General features: G+C 41.3%; 16 protein-coding genes. All 16 read right to left on the reverse strand.

What is annotated here, in order from left to right; translation table 11 throughout:
* Window positions 1-146: 146 nt before the first annotated feature.
* On the reverse strand, window positions 147-1637 hold the full coding sequence (gene glpK / locus C4B60_RS00960) for a glycerol kinase GlpK (RefSeq protein WP_104055806.1): 1491 nt from the start codon (window positions 1635-1637) through the stop codon (window positions 147-149).
* Window positions 1638-1649: 12 nt separating this feature from the next.
* Window positions 1650-2474 (reverse strand): MIP/aquaporin family protein, encoded by an 825-nt coding sequence (locus C4B60_RS00965; protein ID WP_104055809.1) that lies wholly within the window; start codon window positions 2472-2474, stop codon window positions 1650-1652.
* 168 nt (window positions 2475-2642) lie between these two features.
* On the reverse strand, window positions 2643-3206 hold the full coding sequence (locus tag C4B60_RS00970) for a glycerol-3-phosphate responsive antiterminator (RefSeq protein ID WP_104055812.1): 564 nt from the start codon (window positions 3204-3206) through the stop codon (window positions 2643-2645).
* Window positions 3207-3293: 87 nt separating this feature from the next.
* Window positions 3294-3512 carry a hypothetical protein gene (locus C4B60_RS00975; RefSeq protein ID WP_104055815.1) on the reverse strand — a complete coding sequence of 73 codons (219 nt, stop codon included), beginning with the start codon at window positions 3510-3512 and terminating at the stop codon, window positions 3294-3296.
* Between the two features lie 136 nt (window positions 3513-3648).
* Window positions 3649-3912 carry a hypothetical protein gene (locus C4B60_RS00980; RefSeq protein WP_135122084.1) on the reverse strand — a complete coding sequence of 88 codons (264 nt, stop codon included), beginning with the start codon at window positions 3910-3912 and terminating at the stop codon, window positions 3649-3651.
* A 75-nt stretch (window positions 3913-3987) separates the two neighbouring features.
* Window positions 3988-5832, reverse strand: coding sequence for a DNA mismatch repair endonuclease MutL (gene mutL / locus C4B60_RS00985; RefSeq protein ID WP_104055819.1), 1845 nt, complete (start codon window positions 5830-5832; stop codon window positions 3988-3990).
* A 29-nt stretch (window positions 5833-5861) separates the two neighbouring features.
* Window positions 5862-8438 (reverse strand): DNA mismatch repair protein MutS, encoded by a 2577-nt coding sequence (gene mutS / locus C4B60_RS00990; RefSeq protein ID WP_104055821.1) that lies wholly within the window; start codon window positions 8436-8438, stop codon window positions 5862-5864.
* Window positions 8439-8623: 185 nt separating this feature from the next.
* A complete protein-coding gene (cotE, locus tag C4B60_RS00995; RefSeq protein WP_104055823.1) occupies window positions 8624-9166 on the reverse strand; it encodes an outer spore coat protein CotE in 543 nt (180 codons plus the stop codon).
* A gap of 164 nt (window positions 9167-9330) precedes the next feature.
* Window positions 9331-9675 carry a hypothetical protein gene (locus C4B60_RS01000; RefSeq protein ID WP_104055825.1) on the reverse strand — a complete coding sequence of 115 codons (345 nt, stop codon included), beginning with the start codon at window positions 9673-9675 and terminating at the stop codon, window positions 9331-9333.
* 139 nt (window positions 9676-9814) lie between these two features.
* The gene (gene adh, locus C4B60_RS01005) at window positions 9815-11335 is read right to left on the reverse strand and encodes an aldehyde dehydrogenase (protein ID WP_104055827.1); all 1521 of its coding nucleotides are present in this window, start codon (window positions 11333-11335) and stop codon (window positions 9815-9817) included.
* Window positions 11336-11699: 364 nt separating this feature from the next.
* Complete coding sequence (locus tag C4B60_RS01010; RefSeq protein WP_104055829.1) at window positions 11700-12134, reverse strand: YlbF/YmcA family competence regulator; 435 nt, start codon at window positions 12132-12134, stop codon at window positions 11700-11702.
* Complete coding sequence (gene miaB, locus C4B60_RS01015; RefSeq protein ID WP_104055831.1) at window positions 12134-13678, reverse strand: tRNA (N6-isopentenyl adenosine(37)-C2)-methylthiotransferase MiaB; 1545 nt, start codon at window positions 13676-13678, stop codon at window positions 12134-12136. Before miaB ends, C4B60_RS01010 begins: the two co-directional genes overlap by 1 nt.
* A gap of 286 nt (window positions 13679-13964) precedes the next feature.
* Complete coding sequence (locus C4B60_RS01020; protein WP_104055833.1) at window positions 13965-14225, reverse strand: stage V sporulation protein S; 261 nt, start codon at window positions 14223-14225, stop codon at window positions 13965-13967.
* A gap of 103 nt (window positions 14226-14328) precedes the next feature.
* Complete coding sequence (locus tag C4B60_RS01025; protein ID WP_104055836.1) at window positions 14329-15129, reverse strand: TIGR00282 family metallophosphoesterase; 801 nt, start codon at window positions 15127-15129, stop codon at window positions 14329-14331.
* A 116-nt stretch (window positions 15130-15245) separates the two neighbouring features.
* Entirely contained in the window at window positions 15246-16808 is a 1563-nt protein-coding gene (gene rny / locus C4B60_RS01030; RefSeq protein ID WP_104055838.1) for a ribonuclease Y, read from the reverse strand.
* A 247-nt stretch (window positions 16809-17055) separates the two neighbouring features.
* Window positions 17056-18099, reverse strand: a complete 1044-nt coding sequence (recA, locus tag C4B60_RS01035) for a recombinase RecA (protein ID WP_104055841.1) — start codon at window positions 18097-18099, stop codon at window positions 17056-17058.
* Window positions 18100-18329 lie beyond the last annotated feature (230 nt).

The raw sequence follows: 18329 nt of genomic DNA on the forward strand, positions 1-18329 counted from the left end.
AAAGAATAGAGCAATAAAAATGTTTTTAGTAAACAATAAAAAAGAGAGACCGAAAACATTATGAACAATTATATTCATAATGAATTCAGGCCTCTCTGTTTCTCTACCCGTTTATTAACTTAATTACACTATACCATATTCGGCTTTTATTTAAAAGCCATAGCTGCTTTCACAGCTTTTTGCCAGCCTGAATATAACTCTTCACTTTTTTCTTCTTCCATTGAAGGGTCAAAGTCTTTTTCCACTTTCCACATATCAGCAATTTCATCTCTGCTCTCCCAATAACCAACAGCAAGTCCAGCTAAATAGGCTGCTCCCAGTGCAGTGGTTTCATTGATGACCGGCCGTTCAACCGGTACATGTAATAGATCGCTTTGGAATTGCATAAGGAAATCATTTTTAACAGTTCCACCATCAACACGAAGTTTGCTTAACTTAATTCCTGAGTCTTTTTCCATTGCATCTAGTACATCCTTAGTCTGATAAGCCAAGGATTCAAGTGTAGCACGAACAAAATGCTCTTTTGAGGTTCCTCTTGTAAGACCAAACACCGCGCCTCTTACATCGCTGTCCCAATACGGCGTTCCAAGCCCAACAAATGCAGGCACTACATAAACTCCTTCTGTTGAATCAACCCGCTTGGCATAATCCTCACTTGCCGGGGCGGTTTTTAGCATTCTTAATCCATCTCGCAGCCATTGAATAGCAGAGCCGGCTACAAAAATACTGCCTTCAAGTGCATATTCCACTTTCCCGTCGATCCCCCATGCTAGAGTCGTTAACAGGCCATGCTCTGATTTAACAGCTTTTTCCCCGGTATTCATTAGCATAAAGCAGCCGGTGCCGTATGTGTTTTTAGCCATTCCTTCTTTATAGCACGCCTGGCCAAAAAGTGCTGCCTGCTGGTCTCCGGCAATTCCCGCAATTGGAATTGCTTCGCCGAAGAAATGATAACTTACTGTTTTGGCATAAATTTCTGAGGATTGCTTTACTTCAGGAAGCATAGACTTCGGGACATCGAGTAATTCCAACAGTTCATCATCCCACTGCAGATCATAGATATTATACATTAACGTCCTCGAAGCATTAGAATAATCGGTTACATGAGCCTCTCCGCCTGAAAGCTTCCAAATTAGCCATGTGTCGATTGTACCAAACAGCAGTTTTCCTGCTTCTGCTTTTTCGCGTGCACCTTCTACGTTGTCAAGGATCCACTTTACTTTCGTCCCTGAAAAATAGGCATCTATTAATAAACCAGTCTTATCTCTGAAAGTATCATTATGTCCTTGATTTTTTAGTTCTTCACATATTCCTGCTGTTTGTCTGGATTGCCATACAATTGCATTGTATACCGGGACGCCCGTGTCCTTATCCCAAACAACAGCCGTTTCACGCTGATTGGTAATGCCAATTCCTTCAATTTGCTTTGCGCTGACTCCTGACTCAGACAAAACTGAAGCAATAACCGCAAGGATCGATCCCCAGATTTCATTGGCATTATGCTCTACCCACCCTGGCTTTGGAAAGATCTGCTGAAATTCTTTTTGGGAAACCTGAACGATTTCACCTTTTTTGTTAAATAAAATTGCTCTTGAACTCGTTGTACCCTGATCCAACGATAAAATATACTTTTCCATTCCAATTCCTCCTTAGGCAGATATCTGCTCTTCTTTTTTATGCTGTGTTTCTCTTTTATCAATAACCAACATTAGCAGAAGGCAAACCACTGTAACTGCAACCATGATAAAAAGCCAAATGGTGGTGTCGCCCATAAATACACTTCGGTAAAATAAACCTGCTAATGATCCTCCAAGAACTGGCCCCAGTACCGGCACCCATGAATAGCCCCAGTTTGATGGCCCTTTTCCTGCAATAGGAAGAATAAAATGGGCAATTCTTGGTCCAAGGTCCCTTGCCGGGTTGATCGCATATCCAGTTGTTCCGCCAAGAGATAAGCCAATTGCAACAATTAACATCCCCACGATAAATGGATTAAGTCCTTCTGTAAATTCATTTGCTCCGATTGATAGAATCCCCAGCACTAAAATAAATGTGCCGATAATCTCACTTAATAGATTTGAGAAAAAGTGAGGAATTGCCGGACCTGTTGAGAATACACCAAGTTTAGTGGCAGGGTCCTCCGTCGCTTTCCAGTGAGGTAGAAAGTGCATCCAAATAATTGAAGCACCGATGATTGCCCCAATCATTTGAGCAATCACATAAGAAGGAACTTCATTCCATGGAAAGTCCCCATTAAAAGCCAGACCCAGTGTTACTGCCGGGTTTAAGTGGGCTCCGGAAAACTGGCCAACTGCATAAACAGCCATTGCTACTCCAAGGCCCCAACCAAAAGCAATCACAATCCACCCGCCGTTAAAGGCGAAAGATTTCTTTAAATTTACATTTGCACACACACCTGCACCAAACACGATCAGTATTGCTGTTCCAATAATTTCTGCTAAAAATCCTCCCATAATTGTTCCTCCATTTAGTAAATTTTTACCAATTAATTTCTACAAAAAAACTCACAGACTTTACCCTTTATCGGGTAAAAGTACATGTGAGTCTCTTCATCTCTGCACAGAATATTAACTTGAACCTAGCTTAACAGCTTATGAAAACGCTGTCAACCGTTTCTATTATTATTTATTAACAGAAAAATGTTTCCAGAGAATATGAGAGGAAGTCGTGATTGCATTTGCACCTGCAGATAGAGCGGCTTCCACTTCTTCTGGTGTATCAATCAGACCGCCTGCTATAATTGGCTTCCCGGTCTTTTCACTTACCCGCTCAATTACTTTTGGCACTACACCAGGCAGTAACTCAATATAGTCAGGATCGGTTTTTTGGATAAGCTGGATACTTCTGTCCAAAGCATTTGAATCAATAACAAACGTTCTTTGAATTGCTTGAACCTTCAATTGCCTTGCTTTTTGAATAACCTTGCTTCTCGTTGAAATAATTCCATAAGGTTTAATCGTCTGACAGATGTATTCTGTTGCATGCTCATCATTTGCGAGACCATGTATTAAATCCATGTGCAAGAACATTTCCCGTCCTTCTGATCTTGCGTATTCATAAACGCTTTTCAGCATGCTTATATGAAGGTCCAGAAAAACCCCATACCTGTAATTATAATTAAGTAATTTATCAAAGTCCTTCATTGATCTGATAGCTGGCAGCAGCTGCTGGTCGTTAAATGCCATATTTCGTACTGCTCCTTTCTATACCGTACCCGCTCTGCTTTAAATAATATAATAATTTTGAGTAAATAACATCAGTACAACGGAGAATTAAAGATATCTTTTTTCTGCAGGTGTATGAGAGGACCGGTAAATAAGCAATATCCCTACAATGATGAGTGCAAAAAATGAAACGATTGAGGTTACTAAAAAGACCGTTGATAATACAGTAATGTGAAAAGAATTTAAATAATAAAAAAGCGTAGAAACTCCGCCTATTATGAGTAAAAGTCTGGTTAAAAGGATCAGTTTTTTTTCCTGAAGTTTCATTAGGCGACCCCCTTTCATAAAACAATTTACTTTTTGAATACCCATTATATTAAAATGTTATTCCAGGTATGACTTTTATTATTTATCAAATCATCTTTGCTCATAAAAAAGCGCCTGTTTAGTTAATAAACAGGCACTACAGCTGATCTTTTTGATCTATATAATATAAGATATTCCGGTGGAGCTGATCATTCATCATCCTGATGTCAAATCCCGGCACAGCAACAACTTTTTCTCCATTAATTTTTGCTGACAGTACAAAATAATCTCTATATTCGGTGAGTTCTACAGGAAATGTTTCCCCGCTTACCTTAATAGAGGGTGAAAAAAAAGATTTGCTCTCAGGAATTTTATCCACTGCCACCCCTCCAGAAATTCTGAATACCCAGCATGAAATCATTTATACAGAAATAAAGGGCATTATTCAATACCCTTTTTAAAGTATATTAAACAAAATTGGGTAATGACCCTGAACTTACATAACTCTTTTAAACATTTTTTCCATCTCATAGGTCGTGTAATGAATAATAATGGGTCTTCCATGAGGGCAGGTAAAAGGGTCATTTGTTTTTCTGAGATCTTCTAAAAGCTGCTGCATATCTTCTTTACGCAAATAATGATTTGCCTTAATCGACTTTTTACAGCTCATTAAAATCGCAGCTTCTTCTCTTAATTTCTTTAAACTGACCTTTTTCATTTCAAGAAGCTGCTCAATCATATCCTCTATGATTTCCTGCTCCTGTCCCTTTGGAAACCACACAGGGTGGGATCTGGCTATAAACCCGTTTCGTCCGAATTCTTCTAAAAATACGCCTAAATCCTCAAGTAAAATTTTATTTTCAAGAATTTTAATTTTATCGTCTGTTGAGTATTCAAGCGTTAAAGGCATGAGCAGCTCCTGAAGCTCTGGCTCCACCTGCCCTACCTTTTCCTTGAAAAATTCATATTTTATTCTTTCCTGGGCAGCATGCTGATCAATAATATACAAACCATTTTCATTTTGGGCCAATATATACGTCCCGTGCATTTGTCCAATTGCATCAAGTGAAGGGACTCTTTCAATTTCTGCCGTAGCGGGAGCCTGAGATTTTTCAGGCGGTTCATTTACGGTAATTGCATCTTCAGTATCAGGTCTGGCATAAAAGCATTCAGCTTCTTTTTCCTCCTGAACTTCTTCAATCCCTCTCAATTCTTCTTCCTGTTCTTTAAAAGGCAATCTTTCAGCTTCTGGTAAAGACGCCTTCACTGGCTGGGATTGAAAATCAAAGGTAAATTGAGTTTGTTCTGAAGTTTCTCTTACCTTCGCTGGTTTTTTTATTTCGCCTCCGGGGATAAGTGATTGCTGCTTAAACAATTCTTTTAAAACCCTGGTAATCAGTTCGATCAGTTCCTGCTCTTTGCTAAATCGCACCTCCTGCTTTGAAGGGTGCACATTAACATCCACCAGAACAGGATCCATTTTTATGGATAGCAGGACAATAGGAAACCGTCCAATTGGCAATAAGGTATGATACCCCGCCTGGATGGCTCTAGCAATGGCATAGTTCTTGATATAACGGCCATTTACGAGCACTGAGATATAGTTTCTGGACGCACGAGTCATTTCAGGAAGAGCAGCCCAGCCCTCAATTTTAAAATCAAGCGACTCCTCTTTAAAAGGCAGCATTTTCTTCGCCATGCCAACTCCATAAATCGATGCAATAACCTGTATAACATCGCCTTTTCCATTGGTTTTTAAAAGAGGCTTGCCATTATGTCGTAAACGGAATGAGATCTCAGGATGGGACAGTGCAAGCCGGTTGACAATATCTGTCACGTTTCCTAACTCAGTATTAATCGTTTTTAAATATTTAAGCCGTGCAGGTGTATTGTAAAAAAGCTCAGTTATATGAATGTCTGTTCCTTTTCTTAGCGGAGCCGGTTTTTGCTCAAGAACCTCTCCTCCCTCAAGCTTCACGTAAGCTCCGGTTTCGCCTGTAGAGGTTGTGACCTCAATCTTAGAAACAGATGAGATACTCGGCAGCGCTTCGCCTCTGAAGCCAAGCGTGCGAATTCGGAATAAATCATGTTCATTTTGAATTTTACTCGTTGCATGACGGGAAAATGCCAGCAGAATGTCTTCTGTTTCAATCCCATCACCGTTATCTCTAATCCTGATAGCTGATAAACCCGCTTCTTCAAGATCAATCTCAATAACGGTAGCGTTGGCATCCACCGCATTTTCAACGAGCTCTTTAACGACTGATGCCGGACGCTCTACAACTTCACCTGCTGCGATTTTATTTGCTAAAGATTCATTAAGCTGATGGATCCTTCCCATTTCTTTTCACCTACTTTATTAGGAAAATTTTAATTCGTCTCCGTTTTGGCTAATTTTTGCAGCCGATATAGTTCATTAAGCGCCTCTAACGGCGTCATTTCAAGTACGTCTAAATTTAAAACCTCCCGCTGAATGCGGCTTTGGTTTTGTTTTTTTACTTTCTTTTCTTTCACTTCCCCAAAAAGAGACAGCTGCCCAACAGTATCCTGTTCACGTAATTCCTGCTTAGCAGAAGGAGCTTCAAAGCCCTTAAGTAATTCATTTGCCCGTTCAATAAGCGGGGAAGGAAGATTGGCAAGCTTTGCTACGTGGATGCCGTAACTCTTATCTGCCGGGCCCTTTTTGATTTTATGCAAAAACACAACATGACCATCCTGTTCTGTAGCAGCTACGTGAACATTAACAAGCTTCTCAAGCTCTTTTGAAAGATCAACAAGCTCGTGGTAATGAGTGGAGAAAAGAGTTTTTGCGCCTACCTTGTTGTGCACATGCTCAATAATTGCCTGTGCAAGAGCCATTCCGTCATAAGTGGACGTCCCTCTTCCAATCTCGTCAAATAAAATCAGGCTATTTTGAGTAGCATGAGCGAGCGCGTGTCTTGCTTCAAGCATTTCAACCATAAATGTACTTTGACCGGATACAAGATCATCAGCTGCTCCAATCCGGGTAAAGATACGGTCAAAGATAGGAAGGTTTGCCTTTTCTGCAGGAACAAAACAGCCTATCTGGCCTAAAATAGCGGTTAATGCGACCTGGCGCATATACGTACTTTTACCTGACATGTTTGGTCCTGTAATCAACAGCATTTCGCATTCCTTGCTCATTTTGCAATTGTTTGGAACGTATTCCTGAGCATCCATGACCTTTTCAATCACCGGATGCCTCCCTTCTTCTATCAAAATCGTACGGTCGTTATTAAATTCAGGTTTTACATATCTCTGATTTTCACTGACTGTCGCAAAGCATTGCAGGACATCGAGTCTGCTCACTTCCTGAGCAAGCGTCTGAAGACGGGGAATTTCATTTTTAACCATTTCCCTTAACTCCTGAAACAGCCTGTACTCAAGTTCTGTAGACTTTTCCTCCGCCTGAAGGATCAGCTCTTCTTTTTCCTTTAGCTCAGGTGTAATAAAGCGTTCCGCATTTGTAAGAGTCTGCCGCCTTTCATACATCCCTTCCTGCAGCGCACCAAGATTTGCTTTTGTCACTTCTATATAGTAGCCAAACACGCGGTTATAGCCAATTTTAAGTGAGCGAATGCCTGTTTTCTGACGTTCCTTCTGCTCAAGCTCAGCGATCCATGTTTTTCCGTTTCTGCCCGCATCCCGGTACTGATCAAGCTCAGCGTTGTATCCATCTTTAATATAGTTTCCCTCTTTAAGACCTAACGGAGGCTGATCAATAATTGCTTTTTCAAGCATTTCTGCCAGGTCTTTGCACGGATCCATTTTATCAGCCAGTTTACCGATCTCCGGGTGTTCAGTTTGAGTCAGCGTTTGCTGAATCAGCGGCACCTGCTGAAGAGATTTTTTTAGTTGTACAAGGTCTCTTGCATTCACATTGCCGAAAGCAACCCGTCCTGCCAATCTTTCTAAATCATAAACTTCCTTTAATGCATCTCTTAGCGTTTGGCGTTCAAAATAAGCCTCAATGAACCCTTCAACAGCACTGAGGCGAAAATTAATTTCGGTGCGATTAATGAGCGGACGGTCAATCCATCTTCGTAAAAGTCTCCCGCCCATAGCAGTCATTGTTTCATCAAGAAGCCACACAAGCGAGCCTTTCTTCCCGTTCCCTCTGATTGTTTCCGTCAATTCAAGGTTTCGTTTGGAATTCGGATCCATTCGAAGAAAAGAATCAATTTGATAGGGAGCTGCAGCCTGTAAATGATCCAGGGACCGTTTTTGAGTAAGTTTCGTATAGTGAAGCAGCCTGCACATTGCATTTGTAAGCTTTTCCTGTTTGAGATCCAAAAGTACTTCCTTAAAAGCAGGTTCTTCACTGCACTCATCCATGATTGAAAAAGAATGGATATTTCTTTCGCGAAGCATTTTTTCTATTTCCGGATTTTCTTCTGATGAGAGAACAATTTCTCTCGCCTGAATCGTAACAAGTTCATGAATACACTCTTCAAGTGTTTCAACTAGCGTAACCTTCGATTCACCGGTTGAAAGATCCAGATGGGCAATAGAGAAGGACCCGTCCTCAAACCCGGTAAGAGCGGCTATGTAGTGATTTTCTTTTTCCTCTAGACTTCTGGCTTCCATGACTGTTCCCGGTGTAATCATTTGGACAATTTCTCTTTTCACGACACCTTTTGTTTGCTTGGGATCCTCAGTCTGCTCACATATTGCTACCTTGAACCCTTTCGCAATTAATTGCTCTATGTAGCCGGCAGCTGAATGATGGGGGACACCGCACATTGGAATTTTTTCCTCAACGCCTCCATCTCTTGCTGTTAGCGTTATCTCAAGCTCTCTTGAGGCTTTTAATGCATCATCAAAAAACATTTCATAAAAATCGCCAAGGCGAAAAAATAAAAAGGCATCGGGTACCTCTGCCTTAATTTTTAAATATTGCTGTATCATAGGGGTATAAGTTTTCATTTTCTGACTCCGTTCTTTAACCAATATCATCTTTCTAGTATAGCATAACGAAACAAAGCTCTTCTTGTCACCCGCTTATATTTAAAGGCAATTTTTAAAGATTTAAGGGTTGTACTGCTTAAGCATTTAAGGAAATACTTGCGCTCATTAAGACATAAAGAAAAACCAGGTGGAGGCCACCTGGCTTACTTCTTTTTGGATTCCTCAAAATCAAGAAAATCCGTTTTAATGTCATCAATTTCATCGTCTTCAAAATCATCATCCCAATCATCTTCTATCCCGTCACGATGGAAAATGACCGTCATTTTTGTCTCACCTACACATTCCACTAATATTTCTCTTTCAACTTGTACAACGATCTTTGATCCCTGGTCCGATATGGAGGCATCAAGACAATTCGGCTGCTGAAGAACTCGTGCAATGATTTCATTGTCATCATGGTAATCCGAGTCACGGTATTTCAGTTTAATGATGTCCTTGTATGAAACATTCTCAATGATGACAGATGTTTTTGTGTTTTCGTGATTAGAATACCAAAGATTTACGTCAAACGTACCATGGACCTCAACTTTTTTACCAATTTTCTTTGCATCATATTTATGATTGATAATCCAGCAGCCTAGAATACTTGTTGGACGATGAGGGGGTTGAATGTTGTGATGAGACTTCGTAAACTTTCGGCCCTTGGCCACGACGGACTTCGTAATAATTTCTCTGTACTCCGACATTCATGCGGCCTCCTTTCATTTCCTTTTATCCTATGCACGAAGGACAGGGAATGTGCGAAAACCTATAATTTTTCATTGAAAGTTGTTAACTTTCTCTTTAACGGTGTGGGAATTAAATGCGCGCATACAAAAAGAGCGGGCGATTTGCCCGCTCAAATAAAAATTTATTCATTAAACTGTTTAGCACTCTCCTCATCAATATGCGCTTCGGTTGTTCCCAGGATATCGAGCGCTTCACTCAGTTCTTCTGATGATATTTTAAATTCCAGAATATGTGTGAACTTTTCTGATGAATTACGGTTTGTTTTTCCTAATGCTGCCGGGATCATCCCCGGACTGGATGCAGTTGCACCTGAAGTAAAATTAAAAGCAGGAACTACAAAAACCTCTCTGCCACCTCCTGGAATGGAGTCAATTAATTCATCTCTTGTATTAATCTTTTTAAGCTTAACAGCTGCTGATTCAGCATCATTTTCACTTTTAAAATAGGCTTGTATATGATGATCCATCGTTTATCACCCTTCCGGCATTTTTTTCTTTATTACCCTATCCTTCAAAAAATAAAACAGCTTTGTAGATTGTTAATGTACAAGTATCAGTTAAAAAGCCGTGTCAAAGAAGGGATTGAAACGGCTTTTGGATAGTATTTTAGAAGAAACCAAGCTTCTTTGGACTATAGCTGACTAATAGGTTCTTTGTCTGCTGATAATGCTCAAGCATCATTTTGTGATTTTCACGTCCGATTCCGGACATTTTATAGCCTCCAAATGCAGCATGCGCAGGGTACTGATGGTAGCAGTTAGTCCAGACTCTCCCTGCCTGAATGCCTCTGCCAAAGCGGTAGGCTGTATTTACATTTCTGGTCCATATACCTGCACCCAGTCCGTAAAGCGTGTCATTGGCTATTGCAAGTGCTTCTTCATCTGTTTTAAACGTCGTGACTGACAGCACTGGTCCAAAAATTTCCTCCTGGAATATACGCATGTCATTACGGCCTTTAAAAATGGTTGGCTGAATATAATATCCGTCAGCATTTTCTCCTTCTTGCTGATTAATATTACCTCCAACAAGAACCTCAGCCCCTTCATCTTTTCCGATTTGAAGGTAGGATTGTATTTTCTCCATCTGTTCAGTAGAGGCCTGAGCACCCATCATGGAATTAGGATCTAGGGGATTTCCGGTGTTAATTTCTTTGACCCGTTCTACAACTCTTTCCATGAACCGGTCAAATATATCTTCGTGAACTAAAGCACGGGACGGGCAAGTACATACCTCACCCTGATTAAGAGCAAACATCAATAAGCCTTCCACCGCTTTATCCACAAAATCATCATCTTCATCCATGATATCCCTAAAGAAGATATTAGGTGATTTTCCTCCAAGCTCAAGTGTTACAGGAATTAAATTTTCCGACGCGTATTGCATAATCATTTTTCCTGTCGTCGTTTCGCCGGTAAACGCAATTTTGGCAATGCGGTTGCTTGAAGCAAGCGGCTTCCCGGCTTCAAGACCAAAACCGTTTACTATGTTTACAACGCCAGGAGGCAGCAGGTCACCGATCAGCTCAGTTAAGAGCAGAATGGATGCCGGTGTTTGCTCTGCTGGCTTGAGTACCACACAGTTTCCTGCTGCGAGAGCGGGAGCAAGCTTCCATACAGCCATCAAAATAGGAAAATTCCACGGGATGATCTGCCCGACAACTCCAAGCGGTTCATGAAAATGATAGGCTACAGTATCGTTATCAATTTCTCCAATGCTTCCTTCCTGAGCTCTGATAACACCGGCAAAGTATCGGAAGTGATCAATCGCAAGCGGTATATCAGCGTTTAAGGTTTCTCTAACTGCTTTACCGTTTTCCCATGTTTCAGCAACAGCCAGCATCTCCAGGTTTTCTTCCAGGCGATCTGCAATTTTATTTAAAATGACTGAGCGCTCCGTAACAGATGTCTTTCCCCAGGCATCTTTTGCATTATGGGCGGCATCAAGTGCTTTTTCGATATCTTCAGCAGTTGACCTTGCAACTTGCGTAAACGTTTTTCCGTTCACCGGTGACGGGTTATCAAAATATTCTCCGTTTACTGGAGGCACCCATTCTCCATTTATGTAGTTTTCATAACGCTCCTTGTAGTGAACGATTGCTCCTTCAGTATTAGGGTTAGCATATGTCATTTTTCATCCCTGCCTTTTTTATAGTGTGGTACTGCTTCTTGCGTATATTTCACCTCCCAAAAATGTAATCGCTTACATTCTGCATAAAAAAAGAGATTACTATTCCTTTTTATCAAATATTCAAATGATTGTCAATTTTCAGCATACGTATTTAGACAAAAAAAGGGGGTGGCACAAATGTGTCTCACCCTCTTAAACCCGGTTCACTGCGCTTCAGGGGGACGCTTTCCGCGGGGCGGGGCTTGAGCTAACTTGTTTACAGCAAGTGGATCTCAAGCTCCCGCTTCCTCCCGCAGGAATCGCCCCCTTCCGCTCCGTTCACCTCACGTTTATAAAATAATCGTTTGGTCCCATCCTCTTTTTATTATGAACAGCTGCTGCTTCCGCCTTTGCGTACTTGAGCCCCTGTTTCACCTTTTAAAACGTCTCCGCCTGTTTGGCGGATAATTTCATCTGTAACAGAATTCGATACTGTATTGGCTACCATTTGAAGAAGATCGTTCACTTCTACCTGTGATTGCTTGAATTCCTGAACAATTGGAATCTCATCAATTTCAGCTTCTATTTTAACAATCTTCTCTTCAATCATTTTTAAAGCTTTCTCTTTTCCGTAATGCTGAAAATTAACAGCTTGCTTTTGCAGGCTTTTTAAGCTTGCAATTTTTTCGCGGATTTTTTGATTCTCCTGAATCTGAGCTTCAGCCCGTTTGAAAAAATCCACTTCTTCTGTTGCAGTAATCATTTTCGCAAGATCTCTTGCTTTTGCAATAATTTCCTTTTTGGTGTAACGCTCTTCCATTATACATTCACCTCTGCCGGCTTTACTGCCTCAATCATTTCACCATTCAGGCTCCATGTTTTAGCTTCCGTTATTTTTACTTTCACTAACTTTCCAATAACATCCTTTGGTGCTGCAAAATTTACAAGCTTGCTCGTTCTGGTATAGCCGGAAAGAACGTCTTTATTTTTTCTGCTTTCCCCTTCCACCAGAACCTCTAGAACCTGTCCTTCAAGCTTTTTCAGTGCTGCATTGGACATGTCATTTACGAGATTATTTAATCGCTGCAGCCGTTCCTTTTTAACTTCCATTGGAACATTGTCTTTCATTTTAGCAGCAGGCGTTCCCTCACGGGGAGAGTAAATATACGTAAATGCAGTCTCAAACCCGACTTCTTTGTACAACGAGAGGGTTTCTTCAAATTGCTCCTCTGTTTCATTCGGAAAGCCGACAATGATGTCAGTAGTTAAAACAGCATTCGGAATCGCTTTGCGGATTTTCCCGACAAGCTCAATAAAATGCTCTCTTGTATATTTTCGTGCCATTAATTTTAATATTTGGGAAGAGCCATGCTGAACCGGTAAATGAATATGTTCAACCAAGTTTCCGCCTTTAGCAAGTACCTCGATTAAATAATCATCAAAGTCTCTTGGATGGCTTGTGGTAAAACGTATTCTCGGAATATCGATGCTTCGGAGCTCGTCCATCAGCTGACCTAAGCCGTAAGTGTTATCTTCGAAGTCTTTGCCGTATGCATTAACATTCTGTCCAAGAAGCGTTATTTCCTGATAGCCTTGAGCGGCTAAATGGCGGACCTCCTGGATAATATCCTCAGGTCTTCTACTTCGTTCTTTCCCCCGGGTGTAGGGAACGATACAGTACGTACAGAACTTGTCACAGCCATACATAATATTTACCCAGCCTTTAATTGCCCCTTTTCTGACTTTTGGAAGGTTTTCAATGACATCCCCTTCTTTTGACCAGACTTCAACGACCATCTCTTTGCTCAAATAAGCCTCGTTTAAGATGTTAGGCAGACGGTGAATATTATGCGTTCCAAAGATCATATCGATATGCTGGTGGGTTTTAAGAATCTTATTTACAACAGATTCCTCTTGAGACATACAACCGCAAACCCCTATAAGTAAATCAGGACGTTCAAGCTTTAACGGCTTTAAGTGGCCGATTTCACCAAAAACCTTGTTCTCGGCATTTTCTCGAATGGCACATGTATTTAACAAAATCACATCTGCATCTGCTGTTGTATCGGTTGGTTCATAACCCAGCTGCAGGAAGATACCTGCCATTACTTCTGTATCGTGTTCATTCATTTGACAGCCATAAGTGCGGATATAGAATTTACGGCCTTTCCCCATGCCGGCATAGGCAGGATCAATCGTAAAATCTTTATGGTAGGCAACTTCTTCTTTGCCACGTTTTTTTGCATCTTTTAAAGAAGGCGGGCTGTAAACCGTTTGAAAGTATTGACTGTAATCTTTTTCATTCGTGCCCTTGGCAGGTGTTACGGAGGCTTTTTGCCCTGCAAGACGCTGCTCTTCGTTCATGAGAAAATCCCCTTTCTATCAAAACAAAAAACAGAAGCTCCTGGTAAGCTCTAGTTTTCTGCAACAAACAATATAAATGGTTTAGAACCATACGTCCCTTTAGTATATAGGGTCTTTACATCAGATACAATAGTCACGTCTTTTTTGTCGAAATATCTCCTTTTCTTCCTTAAAAATATACTATAAGTAAATGGTAATTCAGGTTACATACACAGCAAAAAGAAAGAAGCTGGATCGCCTCCTTCTTTTTGGCGTTTCATTCTTTTTGCAGACAAAACGGTATTCCTTATCTTGGTTCAATGATCAGTTTCATTGCCGTACGATCTTCACCGTCAATCTTGATGTCTGTGAATGCCGGAATACAAATTAAATCCACTCCGCCCGGAGCAACGAATCCTCTGGCGATGGCAACTGCTTTTACTGCCTGATTAAGCGCGCCTGCTCCAATTGCTTGTACTTCTACCATCCCCCGCTCGCGAAGCACCCCGGCAAGTGCTCCTGCTACAGAGTTTGGATTTGATCGTGATGATACCTTCAGGACGTCCATTGTGTACCTCCTCATTAACATCAACTACCACACCATGGATGTGATGATTTCCATTAACTATATTCAAAGAAGAGGCGTCCTATGCAATTCTAAAAGACTTCTGTTAATTCGACACGAATGGATGATCTTCGTTAATAAGAATCCTTTCAATCGATACGGCTTTTCCAGATTTACGGTCAAGGTCAATCAAACAGCCGCTGAGTATGGCCCTGCCTGTTTTAGGAACCTCAAACCGGGAAGGCAGTCCTGTTGTAAAGCGCTTAAGCACCGCTTCTTTTTCCATTCCGAGAATAGCATCATAGGGACCGGTCATTCCAACATCCGATAAATAAGCAGTTCCTCCGGGTAAAATTCGGTTGTCAGAAGTCTGTACATGGGTGTGGGTTCCGACTACCGCCGATGCCTTACCATCTAAAAACCAGCCCATCGCCTGTTTTTCACTTGTTGCCTCAGCATGAAAGTCCACAAAAATAAAGGGAGTATGCCTTTTTGCTTCTTCCACAAGCTTTTTAACGACAGGAAACGGATCATCCACCGGATTCATAAATGTCCTGCCAAGGGCATTTATAATAGCAATTTCACTGCTGCCCGCTGATATAATTTGCATGCCTTTTCCCGGTGCTCCTTTTGGGTAATTTGCAGGTCTGACCATATTATGGCTCTGGTCAATGAACTGAAAAATCTCCCGGTTATCCCACGTATGGTTCCCTAAGGTGAATACTTCTCCTCCAGCTGATTCAAGCTGACGGTAAATTTTCTCCGTTATCCCTCTTCCTGACGCTGCATTTTCACCATTAATGATTGTGCAGTCAGGACTGTATTTTTCTTTTAACTGGGGCAAATACTCTTCAACCATCTCCCGCCCCGGAGATCCGACTATATCACCTATAAATAATATTCTCATTTTATTTTCCTCTTTCCAAATCGTTTTTTCAATTGAATCGTATACCCGGGTATTAGAATAGCATACGAATGAAAATAATAAAAAGGCAATGTGACAGGAATCACATTGCCTCTTGATTATTTTGCATATTCTACTGCTCTTGTTTCCCGGATGACTGTAATTTTTATATGTCCAGGATAGTTAAGCTCTTCTTCGATTCGCTTTCGGATATCTCTGGCAAGGCGATGCGCTGTAAGATCATCAATCTGCTCCGGCTTGACCATAATACGAATTTCCCGTCCTGCCTGAATAGCGAATGATTTTTCAACACCTTCATATGACTCAGAGATCTCTTCTAAGCGCTCAAGGCGTCTGATATAATTCTCAAGTGTTTCACTTCTTGCACCAGGTCTCGCTGCTGATAGCGCATCTGCTGCAGCTACAAGAACTGCAATAACTGATGTTGCTTCGTAATCCCCATGGTGGGAAGCGATACTGTTAATGACAACCGGATGCTCCTTATACTTCGTCGCAAGCTCGACGCCAATTTCAACGTGGCTTCCTTCCACTTCATGATCAATTGCTTTCCCAATGTCGTGAAGAAGTCCTGCACGTCTTGCAAGTGTTTCGTCTTCCCCAAGCTCTGCAGCAAGCAGGCCGGCAAGATAAGCAACTTCAGTAGAATGCTTTAACACATTTTGACCATAGCTTGTACGGTATCTCAGGCGACCCAGGATTTTAATTAAATCAGGATGCAGTCCATGGACACCTACATCAAAGGTGGTTTGTTCGCCGATCTCACGGATGTATTCATCCACTTCTCTGCGAGCCTTATCAACCATTTCCTCAATTCGTGCCGGGTGAATCCTTCCATCTTGAACCAGCTTTTCCAATGCAATCCGGGCTGTCTCGCGCCGAATTGGATCAAAACCGGAAAGAATAACTGCTTCTGGAGTATCATCAATAATAAGATCAATTCCGGTAAGCGTTTCAAGTGTCCGAATATTCCGGCCTTCCCGCCCGATGATTCGTCCTTTCATCTCATCGTTTGGTAAATTCACGACGGAAACTGTCGTTTCTGCAACATGATCTGCTGCACAACGCTGAATTGCAAGTGACAGAAGCTCCCTGGCTTTTTTCTCTGATTCTTCTTTAGCCCGATTTTCCTGCTCCTTCACCATAATCGCGATATCCTGAGCTAATTCTTTTTCTACCTGATCAAGAATAATGCTCTTAGCTTCTTCGCGAGTTAAGCTGGAAATACGTTCAAGTTCATGCTCCTGCTTTTGAACCATCTCGTCCACTTTGCTTTCCATCTCTTCAATATGTTGTTGTCGTTCATGCAAGGATTGATCCTTGCGTTCAAGCATTGATTCGCGCTTATTTAGCGAATCATCCTTGCGATCGAGGTTTTCCTCCCTCTGCATTAAACGATTTTCTTGCTTTTGTAATTCGTTTCTTCGCTCACGAAGTTCAGCTTCAATCTCTGAACGAAGCTTATGATTTTCATCTTTCGCTTCTAATAGTGCTTCTTTTTTAAGAGCCTCTGCTTCACGTCTTCCGTTTTCAAGAATTTGGTCTACAGAGCCTTTTGCACCACCGATTTTCGCATCCATCATGAATTTGTGAATCAAATAACCAACAATCACACCGACGATAATGCTAAGCAAAATGGAGATGATGACAGTAATTGGTTCCATCGTATTCACCTCCCCTTGCTATTCAAATGTTCAGATCCTGCCTTTTGTCGGCTAGTATAAATTACTATACAAGGCCAGGCAATTTACTTGTTAATCGAAATAAAAATGTAAAATATACAATGTTAATTTTAAGTCTGCATATTTTCATTGTCAAGGGTCTCAACAAATTATCCCAGTTTGCAATCTATTTAATACGAAAAAAAGGACAAAGAGGCGAGCCTCTTTGTCCTTTTGCAGGATAGCGGAATTAATCTTCCAGCAGACTTAAGTTCTCTTCTTCTGTTTCTGCCGGTGCATTCCGGTCCACATCCATTCCGTGATATTCACGGATTTTCAGCATGATTTCCTGTCTGAGAGCAGGATTTTCTTTAAGAAACTGTTTGGAATTCTCGCGTCCCTGTCCAAGCCGGTCCCCATTATAAGAATACCATGATCCGCTTTTTTGAATAATGTCGACTTCTGAGCCAAGGTCAATAATTTCGCCTTCTCTGGAAATACCTTCTCCATACATAATGTCAACTTCAGCAATACGGAATGGCGGGGCAACTTTATTTTTAACAATCTTAATCCGGGTTTTATTCCCGACCATTTCATTTCCCTGTTTTAATGTTTCAGCACGGCGCACGTCTAAACGGATTGAAGAATAGAATTTAAGTGCACGGCCCCCTGGTGTTGTTTCCGGGCTCCCAAACATTACACCAACTTTTTCACGGATCTGGTTAATGAAAATAGCAATCGTATTTGATTTGCTGATTGCTCCTGACAGCTTTCGAAGCGCCTGAGACATAAGGCGCGCCTGAAGACCTACATGGGAATCTCCCATTTCTCCTTCAATCTCCGCTTTTGGAACAAGGGCTGCTACAGAATCGACAACAATGATTTCCACAGCTCCGCTTCGAACAAGTGCCTCGGCTATTTCAAGAGCCTGTTCACCTGTGTCCGGCTGAGACAACAGCAGCTCATCAATATTAACACCCAGTTTACTTGCGTAGACAGGGTCAAGAGCATGCTCAGCATCAATGAATGCAGCCTGCCCGCCATTAGACTGCACCTCTGCAATAGCATGAAGGGCTACAGTTGTTTTACCTGAGCTTTCAGGACCGTATATTTCAATTACCCGTCCGCGCGGGTATCCGCCAACTCCAAGCGCCGCATCTAATGCGATTGAACCGCTTGATACAGTTGAAAGATTTCTATCTGTTTTTTCACCCAGCTTCATTATCGAGCCTTTTCCGAACTGTTTTTCAATTTGTTTAAGCGCCATATCTAAGGCTGCCTGACGATCACTCACATAAATTCCTCCTTTTATCTGATCTACCATTCTTGTATTGACTGGTATCTCATAACCTAACTTTACTATACTCCTTTTACTTCTAATAAACAAGCAAAAAGCGAACATTTATTCGCTTTTTTTATTGAGCAATTTATCATCGATTTCTCTATTAATTATAAAGAGTTTGTTAATTTTTTTCTCCTATTCGCTCTTAAAAAAGCATATTCACTTTTTAAAAATTTTTTAAA

The organism is Jeotgalibacillus proteolyticus, assembly GCF_002926065.1.
Taxonomy (GTDB): Bacteria; Bacillota; Bacilli; order Bacillales; family Jeotgalibacillaceae; genus Jeotgalibacillus; species Jeotgalibacillus proteolyticus.